Consider the following 19,333-nt stretch of genomic DNA (forward strand, 5'->3'; position numbering starts at 1 on the left):
AGCATGCGAGTGACAGCTGCGGAATCGACGGAGTTGTTCGTCGGGCCGCCGGCTGCCCCGCTGCAACTCGTCCGCGCCCACCACACCGCCTGTACGGTCCCCACACCGGTGCGGGTGAGCGGCTACGGCATCCACGGCGAGGCCGTGGCCCAGCCGGGGGATACCTATGTCGAGATCCCGGTCTACGTCGACGACCCCACCCCCGGGCAGCGTCACAACGCCCGGATCGGTGACACCGCCTTCGAGTTCGTGGTCGCCGAACCGGGCTGGACCATGCACATGATCAGCCACTTCCACTACGACCCGGTGTGGTGGAACACCCAGGCGGCCTACACCAGTCTGTGGACCGAGGATCCGCCCGGCGCGTGCCGCCAGACCAACGGCTTCGACCTCGTCACCGCCCACCTCGAGATGGCCCGTCGGGTGCCCGAATACAAGTTCGTGCTGGCCGAGGTGGACTACCTCAAACCGTTCTGGGACACCCACCCCGAGGAACGCACCGATCTGCGCCGACTCATCGACGAAGGCCGCATCGAGATCATGGGTGGCACGTACAACGAACCGAACACCAACCTCACCAGCCCCGAGACCGCGATCCGGAACTTCGTGGCCGGCATCGGTTTCCAACGCCACGTGCTCGGTGGTGATCCGGCGACCGCCTGGCAGCTCGACGTGTTCGGCCACGATCCGCAGTTTCCCGGAATGGCCGCCGACGCCGGACTGACATCGAGTTCATGGGCGCGGGGACCGCACCATCAGTGGGGGCCGATGGCCGATCACGGTGATCCCGAGCGCATGCAGTTCGCCAGCGAGTTCGAGTGGACCGCGCCGTCGGGGCGCGGGTTGCTGACCCATTACATGCCCGCGCACTATGCCGCGGGCTGGTGGATGGACTCCGCGCCGACGCTGGCCGACGCCGAAGCCGAAACCTACCGGCTGTTCACCGAACTGAAGAAGGTGGCGCTGACCCGCAACGTGCTCCTTCCCGTCGGCACCGACTACACACCGCCGAACAAGTGGGTCACCGAGATCCACCGGGACTGGAACGCCCGCTACACCTGGCCTCGGTTCGTCTGCGCGCTGCCGCGCGAGTTCTTCGCCGCGGTGCGGGAAGAACTCGACCTGACCGGGCGTCGGGCGTCGGTGCAGACCAGGGATATGAATCCCATCTACACCGGCAAGGACGTCTCCTATATCGACACCAAACAGGCCAACCGCGCCGCCGAGAACGCCGTGCTGGAGGCCGAGCGCTTCGCGGTGTTCGCCGGGGTGCTCGGCGGGGTCCGGTATCCGCAGGCCGCATTGGCCAAGGCCTGGGTGCAGCTGGCATACGGTGCCCACCACGACGCCATCACCGGGTCCGAATCCGACCAGGTGTACCTGGACCTGCTCACCGGCTGGCGCGACGCCTGGGAGATCGGCCGCGGCACCCGCGACAATGCGCTACGGCTGCTCTCCGGGGCGGTGAACGTACCGGTGGTCGTGTGGAACCCGCTGGCGCACAACCGGACCGATATCGTCACCGCCGAGTTCGACCACGACTTCACCGGTGTGGTCCGCGATGTCGACGGCGCCGAGTTGCCGACCCTGATCGAGGACGGGCGGGTCAGCTGGCTGGCCGAGGGTGTCGGTTCGCTGGGCTGGCAGGGATATCGGCTCGACGGCGACGTTCGCGGGTCGCGCTGGGAACCGCACGACGGGGTCGCCATCGCCACCGCCCGCCATCGGGTGACCGTGGATCCCGACCGTGGCGGCGGGGTCAGCTCATTGATCACCGACGGTCGGGAATGGATCGCCTCCGGGTGCGTCGGCAACGAACTCGCCGTCTATGCCGAGTATTCCGCCCATCCGCAGGCCGGCGAGGGGCCCTGGCATCTACTGCCGCGCGGGCCGGTGACCACGTCGGCCGACCATCCCGCGGCGGTCCAGCTGTGGCGTTGTGCGCTCGGTGAACGGCTGGTCGTCACCGGGCATATCGGGGACGTGGTGACCTACACCCAGACCATCACCGTCTGGCACGGTGTCGAGCGCATCGAATACCGCACTGTGATAGACGAATTCACCGGCTCGGACGATCTGCTGCGGCTGCGCTGGCCGTGCCCGGTGCCCGGGGCCATGCCCGTCAGCGAGGTCGGCGACGCCGTGATCGGTCGCGGGTTCGGACTGTTCCACGACGGAGACGAAGCGGTGGACGCCGCCGTGCACCCGTCCACCCTGGACAACCCCGCCTACGGTTGGTTCGGGCTGTCGTCGACGCTGCGGGTCCGGGTCGGGGAGCACACCAGGGCGATCTCGGTGGCCGAGGTCGTGGTGCCCGACGACGATTTCGATGCCCGCGAGGTGATGGTGGCGCTGGTGCGCACGGGTGTCACCGCCACCTGCACCGTCGCCGGTCAGCCGCGCTATGGGAATCTGGCCGTGGATTCCAACCTGCCCGATGCCCGGCTGGCCATCGGTGGCCCCGACGAGAACGGCTTCACCGCAGCGGTGTTGGCTTCCGCACCGGAATACCGCCAGGAGTTCGACCGCCAGCTTTCGGCGACCGGTGCGGCCCGTGTCTGGGTTCCCGCGGTCGCCCCGCTGGGACAGGAATGGGTGCCCGGCGCCGACCTGCGCGGCGAGCGCACCTTGCCGGTCCTGGTCATCGCCGGCGGGCTCACCGCCCTGATCGACGATATCGCCGACGCCGAGATCGCGGTGTCGCAGCAGACGCCGGCCGGGATGGAGCCCTTCGAATCGGCGACGGTGGCGTTGCTCAACCGCGGTGTGCCCGGCTTCGCCGTCGAACCCGACGGTTCACTGCACACGTCCCTGATGCGGTCGTGCACGGGGTGGCCGTCGGGGACCTGGATCGACCCGCCGCGGCGCACCGCGCCGGACGGCTCCAACTTCGGCCTGCAGCACTGGACGCACACCTTCGACTATGCGCTGGTCGCCGGTTCCGGCGACTGGCGGGATCGTGGAATACCGCGCTGCAGCGCCGAATTCGGCCACCCGCTGATCGCGGTGGTGAATCGGCGGGCGGGAGCGGATCTGCTCCCCGCGCATGGCGCCCTGCTCGACGTGGACGCCGAGGGTGTCCAGCTCGGAGCGCTCAAGGCCGCCGGCAACCCGATGACGGCCGGTGCGCTCGCCGGCGTCGATGCGGGTTCGGTGGCCATGCGGCTGGTCGAGACGCACGGCAGGCAGACGCCGTTCGTCATCCGCTCGGGTATCTGCGCGGTGTCCGGGATGCGCCAGGCCGACCTGTTGGAAAACGAGGCCGGCCCGGCCGCCGATACGCTGCACGGCTACCAGATCGCCACCCTGCTGGCGCATCTGGACGCGGTGCAGATCCTGCACGCCGACAACGACGCCATCGGCCCCGAATCCGAAGCGGCGCAACCGGTCTACGCGCGATACTGGCTGCACAACCGGGGGCCCGCTCCGCTGGGCGGGTTGCCCGCGGTCGCGCACGTGCATCCCCGGCAGGCGCAGGTGCAGCCGGGTGCGCAGCTGCCGCTGCGGCTGACCGCCGCCAGCGATTGCACCGATGCCGCACTGCGCGGGCGGATCCGGCTGAGCTGCCCGCCGCAATGGTCCGCCGACCCCGACGAGGTGACCTTCGTGCTGCCGCCGGGGGAGTACCTCGACGCCGAGGTCGCCGTGGCGGTACCGGCCGCGGCGCCGCCGGGCCTGTACCCGGTGCGGGTGGAGCTGGCGCTCACCGGCGGACGCGGTCTGCCGGCCGCGTGGCGTCAGGTGGTCGAGGATGTCTGTCTGGTGCAGGTGGGCCAGACGGATCGGGCGGCCGAAGGGCAGGTTCTGCGGCTGGTCGACGGGCCCGCAGAGGTGCGGGTGCGACCGGGCGGCCAAGCTCGGCTGAGCGTCACCGTCGGCACCGACGCCCGCGCCGATCTCTCGGTGGAGGCCCATCTGATCAGCCCGTGGGGCACCTGGGAGTGGTTGGGGCCCGCGGTGATCGGCGCAGAACTGCCCGCCCAGGGCCGGGCCACGCTGGACTTCGACGTCAGCCCGCCGCCCTGGGTGGCACCGGGCCGATGGTGGGCACTGGTCCGGGTGGCCGCCGCGGGCACGCTGGTGTACTCGCCCGCCGTCACGGTGGTGGTGACGTGACCGCGGCGCTGGTGGGTGGTGTCCCGATCACCGTCGCGCAGGTCGACGAGCGCGAAAGGATGCTGCGGGAGGGCAATTGCGCTGCTGCGCTGCCCCGGCCGGGCACCGGTGAGGGCCGTCAGCTGCGACGCTGGCTGACCCAGCTGCTGGCCGCCGAACGTGTCGTCGAACTCGAGGCGGGCACCGCGGGCCATGTCCCGACGCAGGAGGAGATACTGCCCGATATGACCGCGCGCCTGGAGATCGGCAGCGTCGCCGCGGCCGTCCTGAGCACGCCCGCGGGCCGCGCCGCCTTCGCCGCCGTCACCGCCGGTGTGGACGTGACCGATATCGAGATCGCCGACTATCACCGGCGTAACCCGGGCCGGTTCGGGCCGCGCCGATCGGTGCCGCTGGCACTCGACGAGGCGTACCTGCTGATCGCCGAGCACCTGCGGTCGGCGGCGCAGCGGCGGGCGTTCCGGCAATGGCTCGACGCCCGTACCGCAGAACTGGTCCAGCTGGCACCCGGGTACGAACACCCCGGCGATCCGCGCCAGCCCGACAACACCCACCGACACTGATGACCGCCCTCGCGATCGACATCGGCGGCACCAAGATCGCGGCCGCACTGGTCGACGGCGGCACCCTGGTGCACCGGACCGAGGTACCCACACCGCAGACCTCGGCCGAGGACACTTGGCGCGCAACGGCGGAACTGATCACCGCGACCCTTGCTGCCGAGCCGTCCGGGGGCGTCGAGGCCATCGGCATCTCCTCGGCCGGACCGGTGGACCTCGGCGCCGGGACGATCAGCCCGGTCAACATCGCCGTGTGGCGGGACTTCCCGATCGTGGCCCGGGTGGCGCAGCAGACCGGGCTGCCCGTGCGTCTCGGCGGTGACGGGCTGTGCATGGCGCTCGGCGAGCACCGGTACGGCGCGGGACGCGGCGCACAGTTTCTGCTGGGCATGGTGGTCTCGACCGGTATCGGCGGCGGACTGGTGCTCGGCGGCGTGCCCTATGACGGCCGCACCGGCAACGCCGGACATGTCGGGCACACGGTGATCGAACTCGACGGGCAGCGCTGTCCGTGCGGGGGCCGCGGCTGCGTGGAGACGGTGGCTTCCGGCCCGGCGATGACCCGCTGGGCCCGCGCGCAGGGCTGGGCGGGCACCGATGCCAGACAGCTCGCCGCGGCCGTACACCACGATGACCCGATCGCCGTCGAGGCGTTCCGCCGGGGCGCGACGGCGGTGGCGGCGATGATCGCCTCCACCGCGGCGGTATGCGATCTGGACCTGGTGGTCATCGGTGGTGGGGTTGCCAAGGCCGGACCGGTGCTGTTCGACCCCATACGCACGGCATTGGCCGACTACGCCGGGCTGACCTTCCTGCGCGACCTTCGGGTGGTCCCCGCCGAGTTGGGCTCGGATGCCGGGCTGATCGGGGCCGCGTCCCTGGTTCGACAGAGCCGTGGTGCCGGCGGATTCACGACGGAATGATCAAGGCGTGCTTGGCTTCCCAGCCGAATGCAACGCGGGCTCCGCGGTCGCGCGGTTCCTCGCCGTCGTAGAGCAGTGCCGAGGTTCGCCCCAGCCGTTCGGATTCGATGACCACACTGCGACTGTTTCCCAAGAAGGTCGATTCTACGATGACGCCGGAGTCGACGAACTGGATCTCCGGACGTGGCGATGTGGAACCGGGATGCCACACCCATACCCGTTCCGGACGGACCGCCAGAGTGAGTGCTTCGACGTCCGGGCCGTATCCGCACCGCGCCGTGAAGTCGGCACCGCCGAGAATGTTGACGGTCGCGTTGTCACCCGTGCGTTCTGGAGATTGCACCGGCCACAGGTTGACCTCGCCGACGAAGTTGGCCACGAACGCGTCCCTGGGCCGGGTGTAGACCTCTTCGGGCGTACCGACCTGGCGGATCTCGCCGTGGTTCATCACCACGACGCGATCGGACATCGTGAACGCCTCTTCCTGGTCGTGCGTGACATAGAGCGTCGTGATGCCGGTTTCGCGTTGCACGCGCCGGATCTCGTGACCGAGCTGCTGGCGCAGCCGCCGGTCGAGCGCGCCGAGGGGTTCGTCGAGCAGGAGCACCTTGGGCACCGCGGAGATCGCCCGGCCGACGGCGACACGCTGCTGCTGACCGCCACTGAGTTGGTCGGGCCGCCGGTCGGCCAATGCGGTCAGCTCGACGAGCTCGAGCACCTCGGCGACACGAGCGGCAGCCTCTTTGGCCGGGGTCTTGCGCACGTTGTGCGGGAAGTGGATGTTCTCACGCGCCGTCAGATGCGGGAAGAGGGCGTAATTCTGGAAGACGAGACCGATTTCACGCTTCTGCGGAGGCACCCCGGTGATGTCACGGCCGGCAACGGTAAGCGTGCCCGATGTCGCCTCGACCAACCCGGCCAGGATGTGCAGCAGGGAGCTCTTACCCGATCCGCTGGGGCCGAGCAGCGTCACGAACTCCCCGGGCTGGATGTCCAGGGACACCCGGTCCAGGGCGGTGATCCCGCTGTACTCGTGGTGCAGGTCCCGAATTTCGATGAACGGCTTCGGGTCGACAGTGGTGGTCGTCGCGACGCGCGAAGTCTGCGGAGATGTCATGGCTGCCTCTTGTCGGAGCTGGGGGTGGACGTCGGCGTGCGCCCGCGGCGGGACCGAATTGTCTGAACGGTGAGGAAGAGGGCTCCCGACACCAGGACCAGAAGCATCAGCATGGCGCCTATCGCAGCGATCACCGGGCTGGAACCGCTCTTGAGGGATGCGTAGAAGTTGACCGGCAACGTCTTGTCGAAGCTTGTTTGGAACAGTGCGACGACGGCCTCGTCCCAGGAACTGATGAAGGCCAGCAGAGCGGCACCGGTGATCGCCGGGACCACGGTAGGTATGACGACCTTGCGCAGGGCGTAGAAGCGGCTGGCGCCCATGGTCCACGCGGCCCGTTCCAGACTTGAGTCGACATTGTTGAGTGCGGCGGCCACCACCAGATAGGTGAAGGGAAGCGCGAGAATGGTTTCCACCATCACCAGACCCCACCACGACCCGAGGATGCCGATCTGGTTCTGCACGTCGAAGGTTCCGATGGCGAGCAGGATGACCGGCACGATGACCGGTAGATAGATGATGCTCACCACCAGGGACTGCAGATGCGGGCGGTGGTCGAGTGTGCGTACCCACCGCGCGATCAGGATCGCCAACACGATGCAGAGCACGGCGACGGCAAGTCCCACCGTCACGCTCTTGTGCAGCGCCGCTGTCCAGACCGGGTCGGTCAGGGCGAGGTGGTACCAGTCGAGGGTGAAACCACGCGGGGGAAAAACGATGGTCGCGTCAGTTCCCCATGACAACGGAAAGACGAAGGCGATCGGCGCGAACAGGAATGCGATCACCAGTACGCTGACCGTCCACAGGCCGAGCTTGGCCGGGCCGAAGGGCATTGCCTCGCCGCGTGATACCCCTTTGGACCCGGTGATCGCGATACCCGAACCGGCGGTCAGGCCGGTCATCCGGCCGGCCACTGCGAAGACGGCGAAGGTGGCGACCAACAGCACGACGCCGAACGCGCTGGCCGGACCCCATCGGTAGTTCTGTACCTGGGTGGCGATATAGGTGGAGATGGTGACGTCCTGCGGACCGCCGAGGATGGCCGGTGTCAGGAAGAATCCGGTGGCGATGATGAAGTTCAACAGCAGTGCACCGACGATCGAGCCCCGGATCAGCGGGAGATACACCGACCGGAAAGCCTGCCAACTGGAACAGCCCAGCGATTTCGCGGCCCGCGTCAGGTTGGGGTCGATACCGCTCATGGCGGCAAACAGCACCAGGATCATGTACGGCAGTAGGTAGTTCACCATGCCGATCACGGTTCCGGTGCTGTTGAACAACAAGGCCTGGCGGCCCACGCCGATGGCTTCCAGTGCCCCGTTGACCGGTCCGTTGGAGGAGAGCAGTTCCAGGAATGCGAACAGGCGCACCAGGATGGACACCCAGAACGGCAGCAGGACGAGCATGAACAGTGCCGTCGACATCGAGCGTTGCAGGCGTGACATCAGGTATGCCGTGGGGAACGCCAGGACGAAGGTGATGAGGGTGGATATGGACGCGGTGGACACCGTGTTCACCAGGACATCGCGCAAGAGCGGGTCGATGAGCAGGCTGCGATAGTTGTCCAGTGAGAAGCCTGACGGACGGTAGGACAGCGATCCGTCCGAACGCAGACTCCGCAGGGCGATGCTGAGCAGCGGCCAGAAGAAGAACAGGCCGTAGAGCGCCGCCAAGGCGACCGGTAGCGCCCACCTGGACGCGATCGGGCTGGTGCGAGATCGTTTCTGAGGCAGACGCTTTCGCCATGCAGGGGGATGTCCAGGCGGCTCGGGCTCGGCCCCCTGGGCGAGGTCTGTAGCGGTTCTCACATTCACCTCTTGACGTGGCCTGAATTAAAGATACAGTTCGATCGGATAAAACAAAACTGACTGATTAGGAGCAGCCATGTCAAGGGTCAGATTCGGGAAGGTGGCCGCGGCCATCACCGTGGCACTGTGCAGCGCCGCCGCCGTCGCATGTGGCAACTCCCAAGCCCCGGCGAACAACAGCGCCGACTTCGACTCGTCGGTGTTTCCCGAGTCGACGTTCAAGGGCCTTTCTGGCTCCCTGACCTGGTATGACTCCTCCGGCGGTCTGACTGCCGAGGCCAAGAACGAGACCGTGTGGAAGGACTTCACGGCGCTGACCGGACTACCGTCGCAGGCCGAGTACACCGACGGCACCTCGACCAAGTTCCGGGCGGCCGCCGAATCCGGCAATGTGCCATGGAATCTCATCGAGTTCGGTACCGGTGGCGAGTACTTCCAGGCCGCCGAGGCGGGTCTGCTCGAGGAGGTCGACACCGGTGTCGTGCCCGTCGACAAACTCGCCGCAGCGAGCGTCGACACGTTCGGCATCAAGGTCGAGGACAACGCATCCGTCCTGGTGTGGAACACCGGCGCCTTCGGCGACAAGAAGCCGACGTCCTCGGCCGACCTGTTCAACACCAAGGATTTTCCGGGTAAGCGGTGTCTGTACAAATACCCCGTCAGCGGCGGCACCCTGGAGGTCGCCCTCCTCGCCGATGGTGTGGCACCCGCCGATATGTATCCCTTGGATGTCGACCGGGCCCTGGCCAAACTCGGCACCATCAAGAACGACATCGTCTGGTGGGAATCCGGATCGACGGTGCTGCAGCTGCTCAACAACGGTGAGTGTGCGATGGGCATGGTGTGGACGGGCCGTGTCTACGACGCCATCGTCAAGCAGAAGCTGCCGTTGGAGTTCACCTGGGACGGTGCCCTGACCACCGCGGCGTACTTCGCCGTGCCGAAGGGTGCGCCCAACTCGAAGATCGGCCAAGCGGCGCTGGCCATGTGGATTCTCGATCGGGAGGGGCAGATCGGCTTCGTGGATCGCACCACCTACACCACCGCCATCAAGGACCTTGGGCCCGACGACTACGACCCGGCCGTGCAGCCCTATGTGGTCTCCGAGCAGAACGCCGCGCGCACAGTCGCCGAGGACGCGCAGTACTACGCCACCAATATCGACGCCGTGAGCGCCGCGCTGGCGACCTTCCAGGCCCAGTGATCCCGACCCACCGAGAAAGGGCGCAGTTTTCATGCACCGTGTCGTAGACCATCTAGAAGGTGACTATGACGTCGCCGTCCTCGGCGGAGGATTCGCCGGCGCAACCGCATCGCGCCGGTTGACCCGGGCCGGCCTGCGGGTCCTGATCATCGAGGCGCGCGACCGACTGTCGGGCCGAATGTGGTCTCAACAGCAGTACTTCGAGGGTCACACCGTGGAGTGGGGCGGAGCGTTCATGCTGGATCGCGCCACCTATCCGTTGACCTGGCAGGAGATCGACGACCACGGACTCGCCCTGGAATGGGGTTCGCTGGAGAAAACCACGTTGATCTGGCTCTCGGGCGGCTCCCGACGCACCGGTCCGCTCCCGGTCCCGATCGACGAACTGGCGTCCCTGGAGACGTTGATCGTGGCGATCTCCGGACTCGCCGCGCGCATCGATCCCAACCGGCCCATCGAGGAGCAGGACGTCTCCGAGCTCGACGTGCCATGGCCGCAGCTACTCGCCGACCTGCAGCTCGGGCCGCACACGCGAGAACTGTTCGAGGCGCATATCGTGACGCTGGCCGGCGATTCGTGGGATGTTCCCTCGGCATTGCCACTTCTGCATTCGATCGCCAAGAGCGGATCGGTGTCGGGGGCGACATTCTTCGCCGCTCCCTACGACACTCCGATGGCCCGTACCCTGGGCCCGCAACTGGCGGAGGGGACCGGCGCACTGTTCAACGCGGTGCTTGCCGGGTCCGACGCGGATGTCGTGCTGGGTGTGCGAGTGACCGACGTCGAGGACACCGGCACCGGGGTTCGGGTGCGGACCACAGCGGGTGACATCACCGTGCCTGCCGTCGTGAGCGCTTTGCCGATCGGCGTGTTGGCCGAAGTGCGGTTCACTCCGGAGCTGTCCGAAGAGCTGAAAACGCTGGCCGCCCAGGGTGTTGCCGCGCAAGCCGAGAAGGTGACGGCGTTCGTCAGCAACTGCCCGGATCCCTTTTACGCGCACGGGATTCCCCAGGAAGGCGGCTTTGCGACGGCGTCGACGACCTTCCATCACGGTGATCAGGCCATCGTGGTGGGCTTCACCTCTGCCGTCGGGGCCCTCGATGTCACCGATCCGGCCGCCGTGGAGAAGGCGCTGCAACACTATGTCCCTGGTATCACCGTTGATGCGCTCGCATGGCATGACTGGGCGGGGGACCCGTTCGCACGGGGGACGTGGAGTTACCTGCGGCCCGGCCAGACCGCCATCCGACCCAAGGCTCGCCAGGCTCGAGGACGGGTCACTTTTGCCGGTTCGGACTTCGACTCACGGCTGGGTGTCGAAGGCGCGTTGCACACCGGAGGGCTTGCTGCCGAAGAGGTCTTGGGCATACTGAATCGCTGAATCCGTCCGGTAGTCGATCGCGTGAGGGGAAGGTGGTGAAGCTCGATGGCGGTGCCGCAGACATCGGACATCCTGCGCGAGGTGATCTTTGCGCCGCTCGAACACGGCGGACGAGCGCAGGTGATCTTCGACCGCTTGCGCAACGCGGTGGCCCTCGACGTCTTCAAGGATGGTGAGCAGCTGCCGCCGGAAACCGATCTGGCCGCCCAGATGGGCATCTCGCCGGTCACGTTGCGGGATGCCATCCGGTTGATGCGTGAGGCCGGGCTGCTGGAAACCCGGCGCGGACGCACCGGCGGCAGCTTCGTCCGGCGTAACGGTTATGACTCTGTGGCACATGGCTATTCACAGCTGACCGACTTCTCGCTGGTCGATCTGCGAGATCTGTCCGACTGGCGGATCTCGGTGGTGGAGGCAGCTGCCTGGTTGGCGGCCGAACGTGCTTCCGATGACGAGGTGGCGGCCATGGCCCAGCTGGTTCAGGGGTTCACCGAGGCCGAGGATTCGCCGACGGCCCGCCGAGCAGAGGGGCGGTTCTACATCGCGGTGGCGGCCGCCTCTCAGTCTGTACGGCTGACCCGGGCGACCGTGGCCTGCGCCATCGACTACGGGCCGATGCTGTCGGTGGCCTATCAGGATGCAGCCCTGCGTACCAAGGCATCTGGTCACCACCATGCACTGCTGCGGGCCATCGCCGACGGACGATCGGTCGACGCCGCCCAGGCGGTTCGAGACGCCGGAAGCGGCGCCGCAACCGCCCTGGCGGGCAGGAAGATCGGCGCTAGTACAGGGAGTCGCGTATGACCCGGTATACCAAGGCCGAGGAGAAGAAGATCGGTGCGTTCGCCGAGAAGGTGGCGGCGCGCATCGATGCAGTGGTCACACGTCTGGTATCGGTGGTTGACCGCATGGACTCCGAGATGGACTCCGACGCCGATGACTTCGACTACTTCGTCGACGCGACCAAGCTCCTTCTCGGGCAACGCAGTGACGGCGACGCGCTCGCCGGTGCGGGATATGCCGCGGATTACCTAGGTTCGGGTCGTGCGCCGGCGATGGTGTGGTGGGTGTGGCGGGCCGGCGGGGTGATCGAGCGCGCACACAGTGCTGATCCGGAGTCCGAGAGTTTCTACGACTACACCGCATTGCGCTGGTTTCGCAGTCCGATGGACACCGGCGCGCCCGCGGTGTCGGGTCCGTTCATCGACACCTGGGGCTCTGATGACTACACCGTGACGGTGTCCCTACCGGTGCCGGGGGAGCAGGCGCCCCGCGGAGTGGTCGCCGCCGATGTCGACGTCAGTCGGTTGATCGAGTCCCTGGCCGCCGATCTGGCATCGATCTCGGGCTCGCTGGCGCTGGTGAACGAATCCGACCGGGTGCTGGTGTCCACGGTGCCCTCGTTGAGTACGGGCCTGCCGATAGTGCCGCGTGCCGCACGTGCCGATATCGAATCTGTGGTACGCAAACGCATCCCGGTACCGGGCTACGGCTGGTCAGTGGTGTTGCTGGCCTGACCCGAGGCCGTGCGTTGGTGCCCATTGTTGCGGTTCGGCTTTCTCTATCGTGTCTGAATCTATTGGCGCAGTGCGGTTTTGCGTGCGCTGGGCACTTGATATTAAAACGACTGAACTATATTATTTTGGTGTGTCGAGCGTCGGCACGCTGCGCGGTCGGTTGATCGAACCGCGATTGAACACTTCTCGGGAGGCGAAATGACCTCGACCCCAGCCGTAGTGGTGATCGGGGCTGGTGTCCTCGGATTGTCCACGGCGTTGGAGTTGCTGCAACACGGGGTCGATGATGTCGTCGTCGTCGACAGAACCCATCCGGGCGAGGGCTCCTCCGGCCGGTCGGTGGGCATGGTGGAGACGCAGTACTTTCGTGCCGACGACATCGAAGCGCGAGTGCACGGGAGGCGTTTCTACGACAAGCTGGCGGCCGAATGTGGGCTGCGCTTCGTGCCATGTGGCTATCTACGGCTCGGCTCGACGTCTGCCGATATGGCCGTCTTCTCCGAAAGCCTGGACACCCAACGAGGATTCGGCGTGACCGATGCCTCCGTGCTGACGGCCGACGACATCGCGCGCCGATGGCCGCAGCTGGTGGTCTCCGACCGTATCGGCGGACTCTACGGCGAATCGGACGGGTACATCGACGGCTACGAGTACTGCACCGTGGCGGCTCGCCTGATCGTCGAGAACGGTGGACGAATATCGGTCAACACCGAACTGTTGGGTGCAACAGTGGATTCCGCCGGTCGGTGGCAGATGGAGACCACCAAGGGAACACTGCAGGCCGATATTGTGGTGAATGCGGCCGGTCCGTGGGCGGCTCGCGTGGGGGAGCTGCTCAGCGCGCCGATCGCGCTGCACCCGCAGCTGCACGGGGCCATCACCGTCGATCTGCGCACGCCCATGGATCCGATGCTGCCGTTCGTGATGGACTACGTGCCGGACTCGGGCACCGACGGGGTCTATTTCCGTTCCGAACGTGTGGACCAGTTGATCGCCGGCCTGCACACCGACGAAGGCGTCCACGAACCCGTATCACCGGACGTGCCCTTGCGTCGCGTCGGCGATGGCGAGATCGAGCGGATCCTGACGTTGATGGCCGAGCGGCTGCATATCGTCGACGACCTCACGATCAGCGGCAGCTGGCAGGGCATCTATCCGATGAGCCCGGATCACCGCCCCGTCGTCGGGCGCCATCCCACCCAGCCGTCGGTGGTGTGTGCGTTGGGTGCCGGCGGGTCCGGGATCCAACTGGCGCCGGCCATCGGTCTTGTCGCGGCTGAAGCCGTCATCGACAAGGCGCCGACCTTCAGCTGGACCTCGACCTGGGCTCCCGATCGCGTGAACGTCGCTGCCCCCACCCAACCTGCCCTCTGAAAGGACCACGATGACCACCACCCTGAACTACGGCAGCACTTCCCTGGACCCCGAACTCGACCAGGCCTTCGAGAGTGCGTTGCACCACGCTCGGACCCAGGTGCCCGACGCGCTGGGTCACGTCATCGCCGGTGACACCGCACCTCACGGTGAGGTGTTCGAGCGGCGCGATCCCACCGACCCGTCCCGGGTGGTCGCACGTGCCCATGCGGCGACCCAGGACGTCATCGACCGCTCCGTCGATGCCGCCCGGGCGGCGGGTCGGCAGTGGCGATCGGTATCGGCGGCCGAGCGTGCCGGTGCGCTGCGCGCCGCCAAGTCCGGCTTCCTCGATCAGATGATCACCATCGCCGCAACCATCTCCGCCGAGACCGGAAAGTCGCGCATCGAAGCGCTCGCCGAGGCTCAGGAATCGGCGGATCTGATCGAACATTACTGCGCACAAATGGAACTCAACAACGGCTTCGTGACCCCGCTGCGGCCCACCGCCACCGATACGACCACCGATGTGCTGCGTCCCTATGGCGTCTTCGCGGTACTCGCACCGTTCAACTTCCCCGTCGCCCTCGCCGTCAACATGGCGGCCGCCGCCCTGGTGACCGGAAATACCGTCGCAATCAAGCCATCGGACAAGACACCGCGGTCCACGGCGCTGGCGGCGCAGATCCTCGCCGAAGCGCTCCCCGCGGGTGTACTGAACCTGATTCACGGTGGCGCACAGACCGGTCGGATGCTGGTGGAATCCCGGGTCGACGGTGTCGCCTTCACCGGATCGGCCGAGGTCGGGTGGAGCATCATTCGCGGTTTCGGTGCGGGTGCGTACGCCAAGCCGGTACTGGCCGAAATGGGTGGAAGCAACCCGGCGATCGTGATGGCCACCGCTGACCTCGATGACGCGGTGGAGGGCATCGTGCGGTCGGCGTACGGTTTCTCCGGTCAGAAGTGCAGTGCCACAAGGCGCGTCGTGGTCGAACGCGGCGTGCACGACGAGCTGGTGCGACGGTTGCAGGCGCGTGTCGAGCAGATCGTGGTCGGCGATCCGGCATCGGCCGCCGTCTTCATGGGTCCGGTGATCGACGAGAACATCGCCGCGCGGGTGGCTTCGGCGCTGCAGACTGCGCGCGCGGACGGTGCGACCGTTTTCTCGACCGCCATCCCCGACGGCGCCGGCCACTTCGTATCGCCGACGCTCGTGATGGGTCTACCGCGAGGGCATCGCCTCACCCGGGACGAACTGTTCGCGCCGGTGGTGACCGTGACGGCCGTCGACGGTATCGACGAGGCGCTCGCGGAGGCCAACGCCGTCGACTATGGATTGTCGGCCGGAATCTTCAGCAGTGTGGCGGAGGAGACCGATCGGTTCCTCGACGAGATCGAGGCCGGCGTCGTCTATGTGAACCGCCGCGAGGGCGCGACGACGGGTGCGTGGCCCGGTCTGCAGTCGTTCTGCGGGTGGAAGGCCAGCGGTTCGTCGGGCAAGGGCGGTCTCGGCCCTTGGTATCTGCCGGGCTTCATGCGCGAACAGAGCCGCACCGTCAGCGCCCGGCGATGACGTCCGCCGACGGGTTGTTCGCGCGAGCGGTCGATGTCATGCCCGGCGGCAACACACGCACGACGGTCTTCGTCGCGCCGCACCCACCCTATGCGCGGCGCGGTGAGGGACCGTACGTCATCGACTCGACCGGGCACCGCACGATCGACTGCAACAACAACTACACCGCCCTGATCCACGGCCATGCCGATCGGGAGATCCTCCAGGCCGCCACCGCCGCGGCAGCCCAGGGCACGGCGTTCGGGCTGCCGACCGGCTATGAGGTCGAGATGGCCGAAGTGCTGCGCGCACGAACCGGATTGCAACAGTGGAGGTTCTGTAACTCGGGTACCGAGGCGGTGATGATGATGGTGCGCGGGGCGCGCGCACACACCGGACGTGATCTCATCGTCCGCTTCGACGGGAGCTATCACGGCACCTACGACGGTGTCGTCTCCGCCCAGGCGGCAGGGGTGCCCGGTGGCGTCGCGCGCGATGTCCTGGTGTTGCCGCAGAACGATATCGACGCATTTGGCGATGCCATGGCCCGCTACGGGCACCGAGTTGCGGCGGTGCTGCTGGACCTGATGCCCAACCGGGCCGGCCTGACGCCGGTCTCCGGCGACTTCGTCGCGGCGGCACGGCGGCTGGCATCCGACTGCGGAGCACTGCTGACCATCGACGAGGTGATCACCTTCCGACTCGGGGTGGGAGGGCTGCACCACCAGTACGGAGTGACCCCGGACCTCGTCTCGCTGGGCAAGGTGATCGGTGGTGGATACCCGGTGGGCGCGGTGGGCGGCCGCGCAGAGGTGTTGAAGTCCTTCAGTCCGCTGGACGACGGATCGGTGGCCTGGGGAGGGACCTTCAGCGCGAACCCGGTCACGATGGCGGCCGGGATGGCCGCCCTCCGGCGTTTCGACGCATGCGAGGTGGCAGAACTCAACGCACGCGGAGACGAGCTCCGGCGCCGGCTGAGCGCAACAGGTCTTGCGGTCAACGGACGGGGGTCGCTGCTGCGCCTGCTCGTCGAGGACGTGCAGCGAACGTGGTGGCGGCTCTACGAGGCGGGTGTGCTGGCCGGGACCAACGGACTGCTGGCGCTCTCGACGGCGATGTCCGATGGGGACATCGAGCAGATCGAACAGGGCGTCGTCCGGGCCTGCGCCGGCCGATAGGTACGCCGCGTTTTGGTCGATCGGGGTGCGGCAGGCTATTCTTCTGCAGTTCCACCGAAGACCGTAGGTCACCGATGAGCGCTTGCGCGAAGCGGTTGAAGGTCCGGGATTTCCCGGCGGCCCACGCAGGAGGACGAGGTAGAAGCATTCTTGCGCGCCCCGACCTTTCTGTGTCGGGGCGTTTGTGATTTCTGGCCCCTCATGCGGTGGACGACCCAACCATCACGAGGAGGCAAGCATGGCCAAGGCTGAAAAGGCCACCGCGGTCGCCGACATCGCCGAGAAGTTCAAGGAGGCGACGGCCACCGTCGTCACCGAGTACCGCGGCCTGACGGTGTCCAATCTTGCCGAGCTGCGCAGGTCGCTGGGCGACGGAACCACCTACACGGTTGCCAAGAACACCTTGGTCAAGCGTGCGGCTGCCGAAGCCGGCATCGAGGGTCTGGACGATCTGTTCGCCGGCCCGACCGCCATCGCGTTCATCAGCGGTGAGCCCGTTGACGCCGCGAAGGCGATCAAGAAGTTCGCCAAGGACAACAAGGCACTGGTCGTCAAGGGCGGCTACATGGACGGAAAGGCTCTTTCCGTCGATGAGGTCAACCGGATCGCCGATCTGGAATCGCGCGAGGTCCTGCTGTCCAAGCTGGCCGGCGCGCTGAAGGCGAAGCAGTCCCAGGCCGCGGCGCTGTTCGTTGCGCCCGCGTCCCAGATCGCCCGTCTGGCCGCAGCTCTGCAAGAGAAGAAGGCCGGCTCGGAAAACACCGACGCCGCTTAAGCACACCACCACCCACAGAGATAAGGAATCACCATGGCAAAGCTGTCCACCGAAGAGTTGCTCGACGCGTTCAAGGAAATGACCCTGCTGGAGCTCTCTGAGTTCGTGAAGCAGTTCGAGGAGACCTTCGACGTCACCGCCGCCGCTCCGGTCGCCGTGGCCGCCGGCCCCGCCGCCGGTGCGCCCGCCGAGGCCGCCGAAGAGCAGAGCGAATTCGACGTCATCCTCGAGGGTGCCGGCGACAAGAAGATCGGCGTCATCAAGGTCGTCCGCGAGATCGTCTCCGGCCTGGGCCTGAAGGAAGCCAAGGATCTGGTCGACGGCGCGCCCAAGCCGCTGCTGGAGAAGGTCAGCAAGGAAGCCGCTGAGGACGCCAAGGCCAAGCTCGAGGCCGCCGGCGCCAGCGTCACCGTCAAGTAGTTCACTCGCACTGCGGGCCGGGTCGATCATTCGACCCGGCCCGCAGTCGTTTCTCCCGCCTGTAGGGCAACCGTTCGTCGTTGCTGGAAATGGGCGTACGTTACAGTGACTCAAGCCACAGGTGCCCCGGGCGAGTGGCAGTACCCGGGCTGCAATCGGAAGGAACATGTATGGGCGTCCAAATCGACGTGAACAACCTGAGCAAGTCGTTCGGGTCGTCGAAGATCTGGGAAGACGTCACGATGTCGATTCCCGCAGGTGAGGTCAGCGTGCTGCTGGGCCCCTCGGGTACCGGTAAGTCGGTGTTCCTGAAGTCGCTGATCGGCCTGCTGCGGCCTGAGCGCGGCTCGATCATCATCGATGGCACCAACATCCTGGAGTGCTCGGCCAAGGAGCTCTACGAGATCCGCACCCTGTTCGGTGTGCTGTTCCAGGACGGTGCGCTGTTCGGCTCGATGAACATCTACGACAACACGGCCTTCCCGCTGCGTGAGCACACGAAGAAGTCCGAGTCCGAGATTCGCAACATCGTGATGGAAAAGCTCGAGCTGGTCGGTATGCCCAATGACGGGCACAAGTTCCCCGGTGAGATCTCCGGTGGTATGCGCAAGCGTGCCGGCCTGGCCCGCGCGTTGGTGCTGGACCCGCAGATCATCCTGTGTGACGAGCCGGACTCCGGTCTGGACCCGGTCCGTACCGCGTATCTGTCGCAGTTGCTGATCGATATCAACGCCCAGATCGACGCGACCGTGCTGATCGTGACGCACAACATCAACATCGCTCGCACGGTGCCCGACAACATCGGCATGCTGTTCCGCAAGCAGCTGATCATGTTCGGCCCCCGCGAGGTGCTGCTGACCAGCGAAGAGCCGGTGGTCAAGCAGTTCCTCAACGGTCGGCGTATCGGGCCGATCGGTATGTCGGAGGAGAAGGACGAGGCCACCGCCGCGGCCGAGCAGGCCATGATGGAGGCCGGTCAGCACGACGGTGGCGTCGAGGAGATCGAGGGTGTGCCCCCGCAGCTGATGGCCACTCCCGGTATGCCCGAGCGTAAGGCTGTGGGTCGTCGTCAGGCCCGGGTACGCGAGATCCTGCACACCCTGCCGCCGGCCGCCCAGGAAGCCATCCGCGATGACCTGGAGGGCACCCACCAGTACGCCTCGCACGAGCCCGGCCATGTGGTGGCCCGCCCGCACAACCAGGAGGACGACGCCCCGACGCAGTCCATCCCGGTGAGCAACCCGGTGAGCAACCCGTAGAACCTGATCCGACAAGAAACCGCCCGGGCGCAGCCCGGGCGGTTTCTTGTTGGGCCGGATCGCAATGTTCCGCTGACAGCTCCGTCATGGATATATGGGCTCGACGCGGCTGTCAGCGGAACATTGCGCCGAGCAAATCTGAAAACTCCACAGCCGACACGGCCTTATCT

15 protein-coding genes are annotated in these 19,333 nt (G+C 66.8%); 13 read left to right on the top strand and 2 right to left on the bottom strand.

The window, feature by feature from the left end; genetic code table 11:
- Positions 1-3 precede the first annotated feature (3 nt).
- Genes FBY28_RS18060 through FBY28_RS18070 form a run of 3 tightly spaced genes read left to right on the top strand, consistent with a single transcriptional unit; the run spans position 4 to position 5,599 of the window.
- Positions 4-4,116: a glycoside hydrolase family 38 N-terminal domain-containing protein gene (locus tag FBY28_RS18060; protein WP_141868767.1), complete on the top strand. Its 4,113-nt coding sequence runs from the start codon at positions 4-6 to the stop codon at positions 4,114-4,116.
- Positions 4,113-4,679, top strand: coding sequence for a DUF7158 domain-containing protein (locus FBY28_RS18065; RefSeq protein WP_141868768.1), 567 nt, complete (start codon positions 4,113-4,115; stop codon positions 4,677-4,679). The genes FBY28_RS18060 and FBY28_RS18065 overlap by 4 nt, the downstream gene beginning before the upstream one ends.
- Entirely contained in the window at positions 4,679-5,599 is a 921-nt protein-coding gene (locus FBY28_RS18070; protein ID WP_141868769.1) for an ROK family protein, read from the top strand. The genes FBY28_RS18065 and FBY28_RS18070 overlap by 1 nt, the downstream gene beginning before the upstream one ends.
- Here the strand turns inward: FBY28_RS18070 and FBY28_RS18075 are convergent.
- Positions 5,586-6,716 (bottom strand): ABC transporter ATP-binding protein, encoded by a 1,131-nt coding sequence (locus FBY28_RS18075; protein ID WP_141868770.1) that lies wholly within the window; start codon positions 6,714-6,716, stop codon positions 5,586-5,588. The genes FBY28_RS18070 and FBY28_RS18075 overlap by 14 nt on opposite strands.
- The gene (locus FBY28_RS18080; protein ID WP_141868771.1) at positions 6,713-8,389 is read right to left on the bottom strand and encodes an ABC transporter permease subunit; all 1,677 of its coding nucleotides are present in this window, start codon (positions 8,387-8,389) and stop codon (positions 6,713-6,715) included. The genes FBY28_RS18075 and FBY28_RS18080 overlap by 4 nt, the downstream gene beginning before the upstream one ends.
- A gap of 211 nt (positions 8,390-8,600) precedes the next feature.
- On the opposite strand from FBY28_RS18080, the gene FBY28_RS18085 reads away from it, so the two are divergent.
- From FBY28_RS18085 to FBY28_RS18130, 10 genes are all read left to right on the top strand, one after another.
- Entirely contained in the window at positions 8,601-9,728 is a 1,128-nt protein-coding gene (locus tag FBY28_RS18085) for an extracellular solute-binding protein (protein ID WP_141868772.1), read from the top strand.
- Between the two features lie 31 nt (positions 9,729-9,759).
- Positions 9,760-11,109 (top strand): flavin monoamine oxidase family protein, encoded by a 1,350-nt coding sequence (locus FBY28_RS18090; protein ID WP_141868773.1) that lies wholly within the window; start codon positions 9,760-9,762, stop codon positions 11,107-11,109.
- Between the two features lie 45 nt (positions 11,110-11,154).
- Positions 11,155-11,913 carry a FadR/GntR family transcriptional regulator gene (locus tag FBY28_RS18095; protein ID WP_141868774.1) on the top strand — a complete coding sequence of 253 codons (759 nt, stop codon included), beginning with the start codon at positions 11,155-11,157 and terminating at the stop codon, positions 11,911-11,913.
- Positions 11,910-12,626 carry a cache domain-containing protein gene (locus FBY28_RS18100; protein WP_141868775.1) on the top strand — a complete coding sequence of 239 codons (717 nt, stop codon included), beginning with the start codon at positions 11,910-11,912 and terminating at the stop codon, positions 12,624-12,626. The genes FBY28_RS18095 and FBY28_RS18100 overlap by 4 nt, the downstream gene beginning before the upstream one ends.
- Before the next feature lie 198 nt (positions 12,627-12,824).
- Positions 12,825-14,000 (top strand): NAD(P)/FAD-dependent oxidoreductase, encoded by a 1,176-nt coding sequence (locus tag FBY28_RS18105; RefSeq protein ID WP_141868776.1) that lies wholly within the window; start codon positions 12,825-12,827, stop codon positions 13,998-14,000.
- Positions 14,001-14,010: 10 nt separating this feature from the next.
- Positions 14,011-15,552 (top strand): aldehyde dehydrogenase family protein, encoded by a 1,542-nt coding sequence (locus tag FBY28_RS18110; protein ID WP_141868777.1) that lies wholly within the window; start codon positions 14,011-14,013, stop codon positions 15,550-15,552.
- Positions 15,549-16,709 carry an aspartate aminotransferase family protein gene (locus tag FBY28_RS18115; RefSeq protein WP_141868778.1) on the top strand — a complete coding sequence of 387 codons (1,161 nt, stop codon included), beginning with the start codon at positions 15,549-15,551 and terminating at the stop codon, positions 16,707-16,709. Before FBY28_RS18110 ends, FBY28_RS18115 begins: the two co-directional genes overlap by 4 nt.
- Positions 16,710-16,947: 238 nt before the next feature.
- Complete coding sequence (gene rplJ / locus FBY28_RS18120) at positions 16,948-17,484, top strand: 50S ribosomal protein L10 (RefSeq protein WP_019514001.1); 537 nt, start codon at positions 16,948-16,950, stop codon at positions 17,482-17,484.
- A 33-nt stretch (positions 17,485-17,517) separates the two neighbouring features.
- Complete coding sequence (rplL, locus tag FBY28_RS18125) at positions 17,518-17,904, top strand: 50S ribosomal protein L7/L12 (RefSeq protein ID WP_019514002.1); 387 nt, start codon at positions 17,518-17,520, stop codon at positions 17,902-17,904.
- 170 nt (positions 17,905-18,074) lie between these two features.
- On the top strand, positions 18,075-19,163 hold the full coding sequence (locus FBY28_RS18130) for an ABC transporter ATP-binding protein (RefSeq protein WP_141868779.1): 1,089 nt from the start codon (positions 18,075-18,077) through the stop codon (positions 19,161-19,163).
- The last annotated feature ends 170 nt before the right edge of the window (positions 19,164-19,333 follow it).

Origin of the sequence: Arthrobacter sp. SLBN-53 (genome assembly GCF_006715585.1) — a bacterium.
GTDB lineage: Bacteria > Actinomycetota > Actinomycetes > Mycobacteriales > Mycobacteriaceae > Mycobacterium > Mycobacterium neoaurum_A.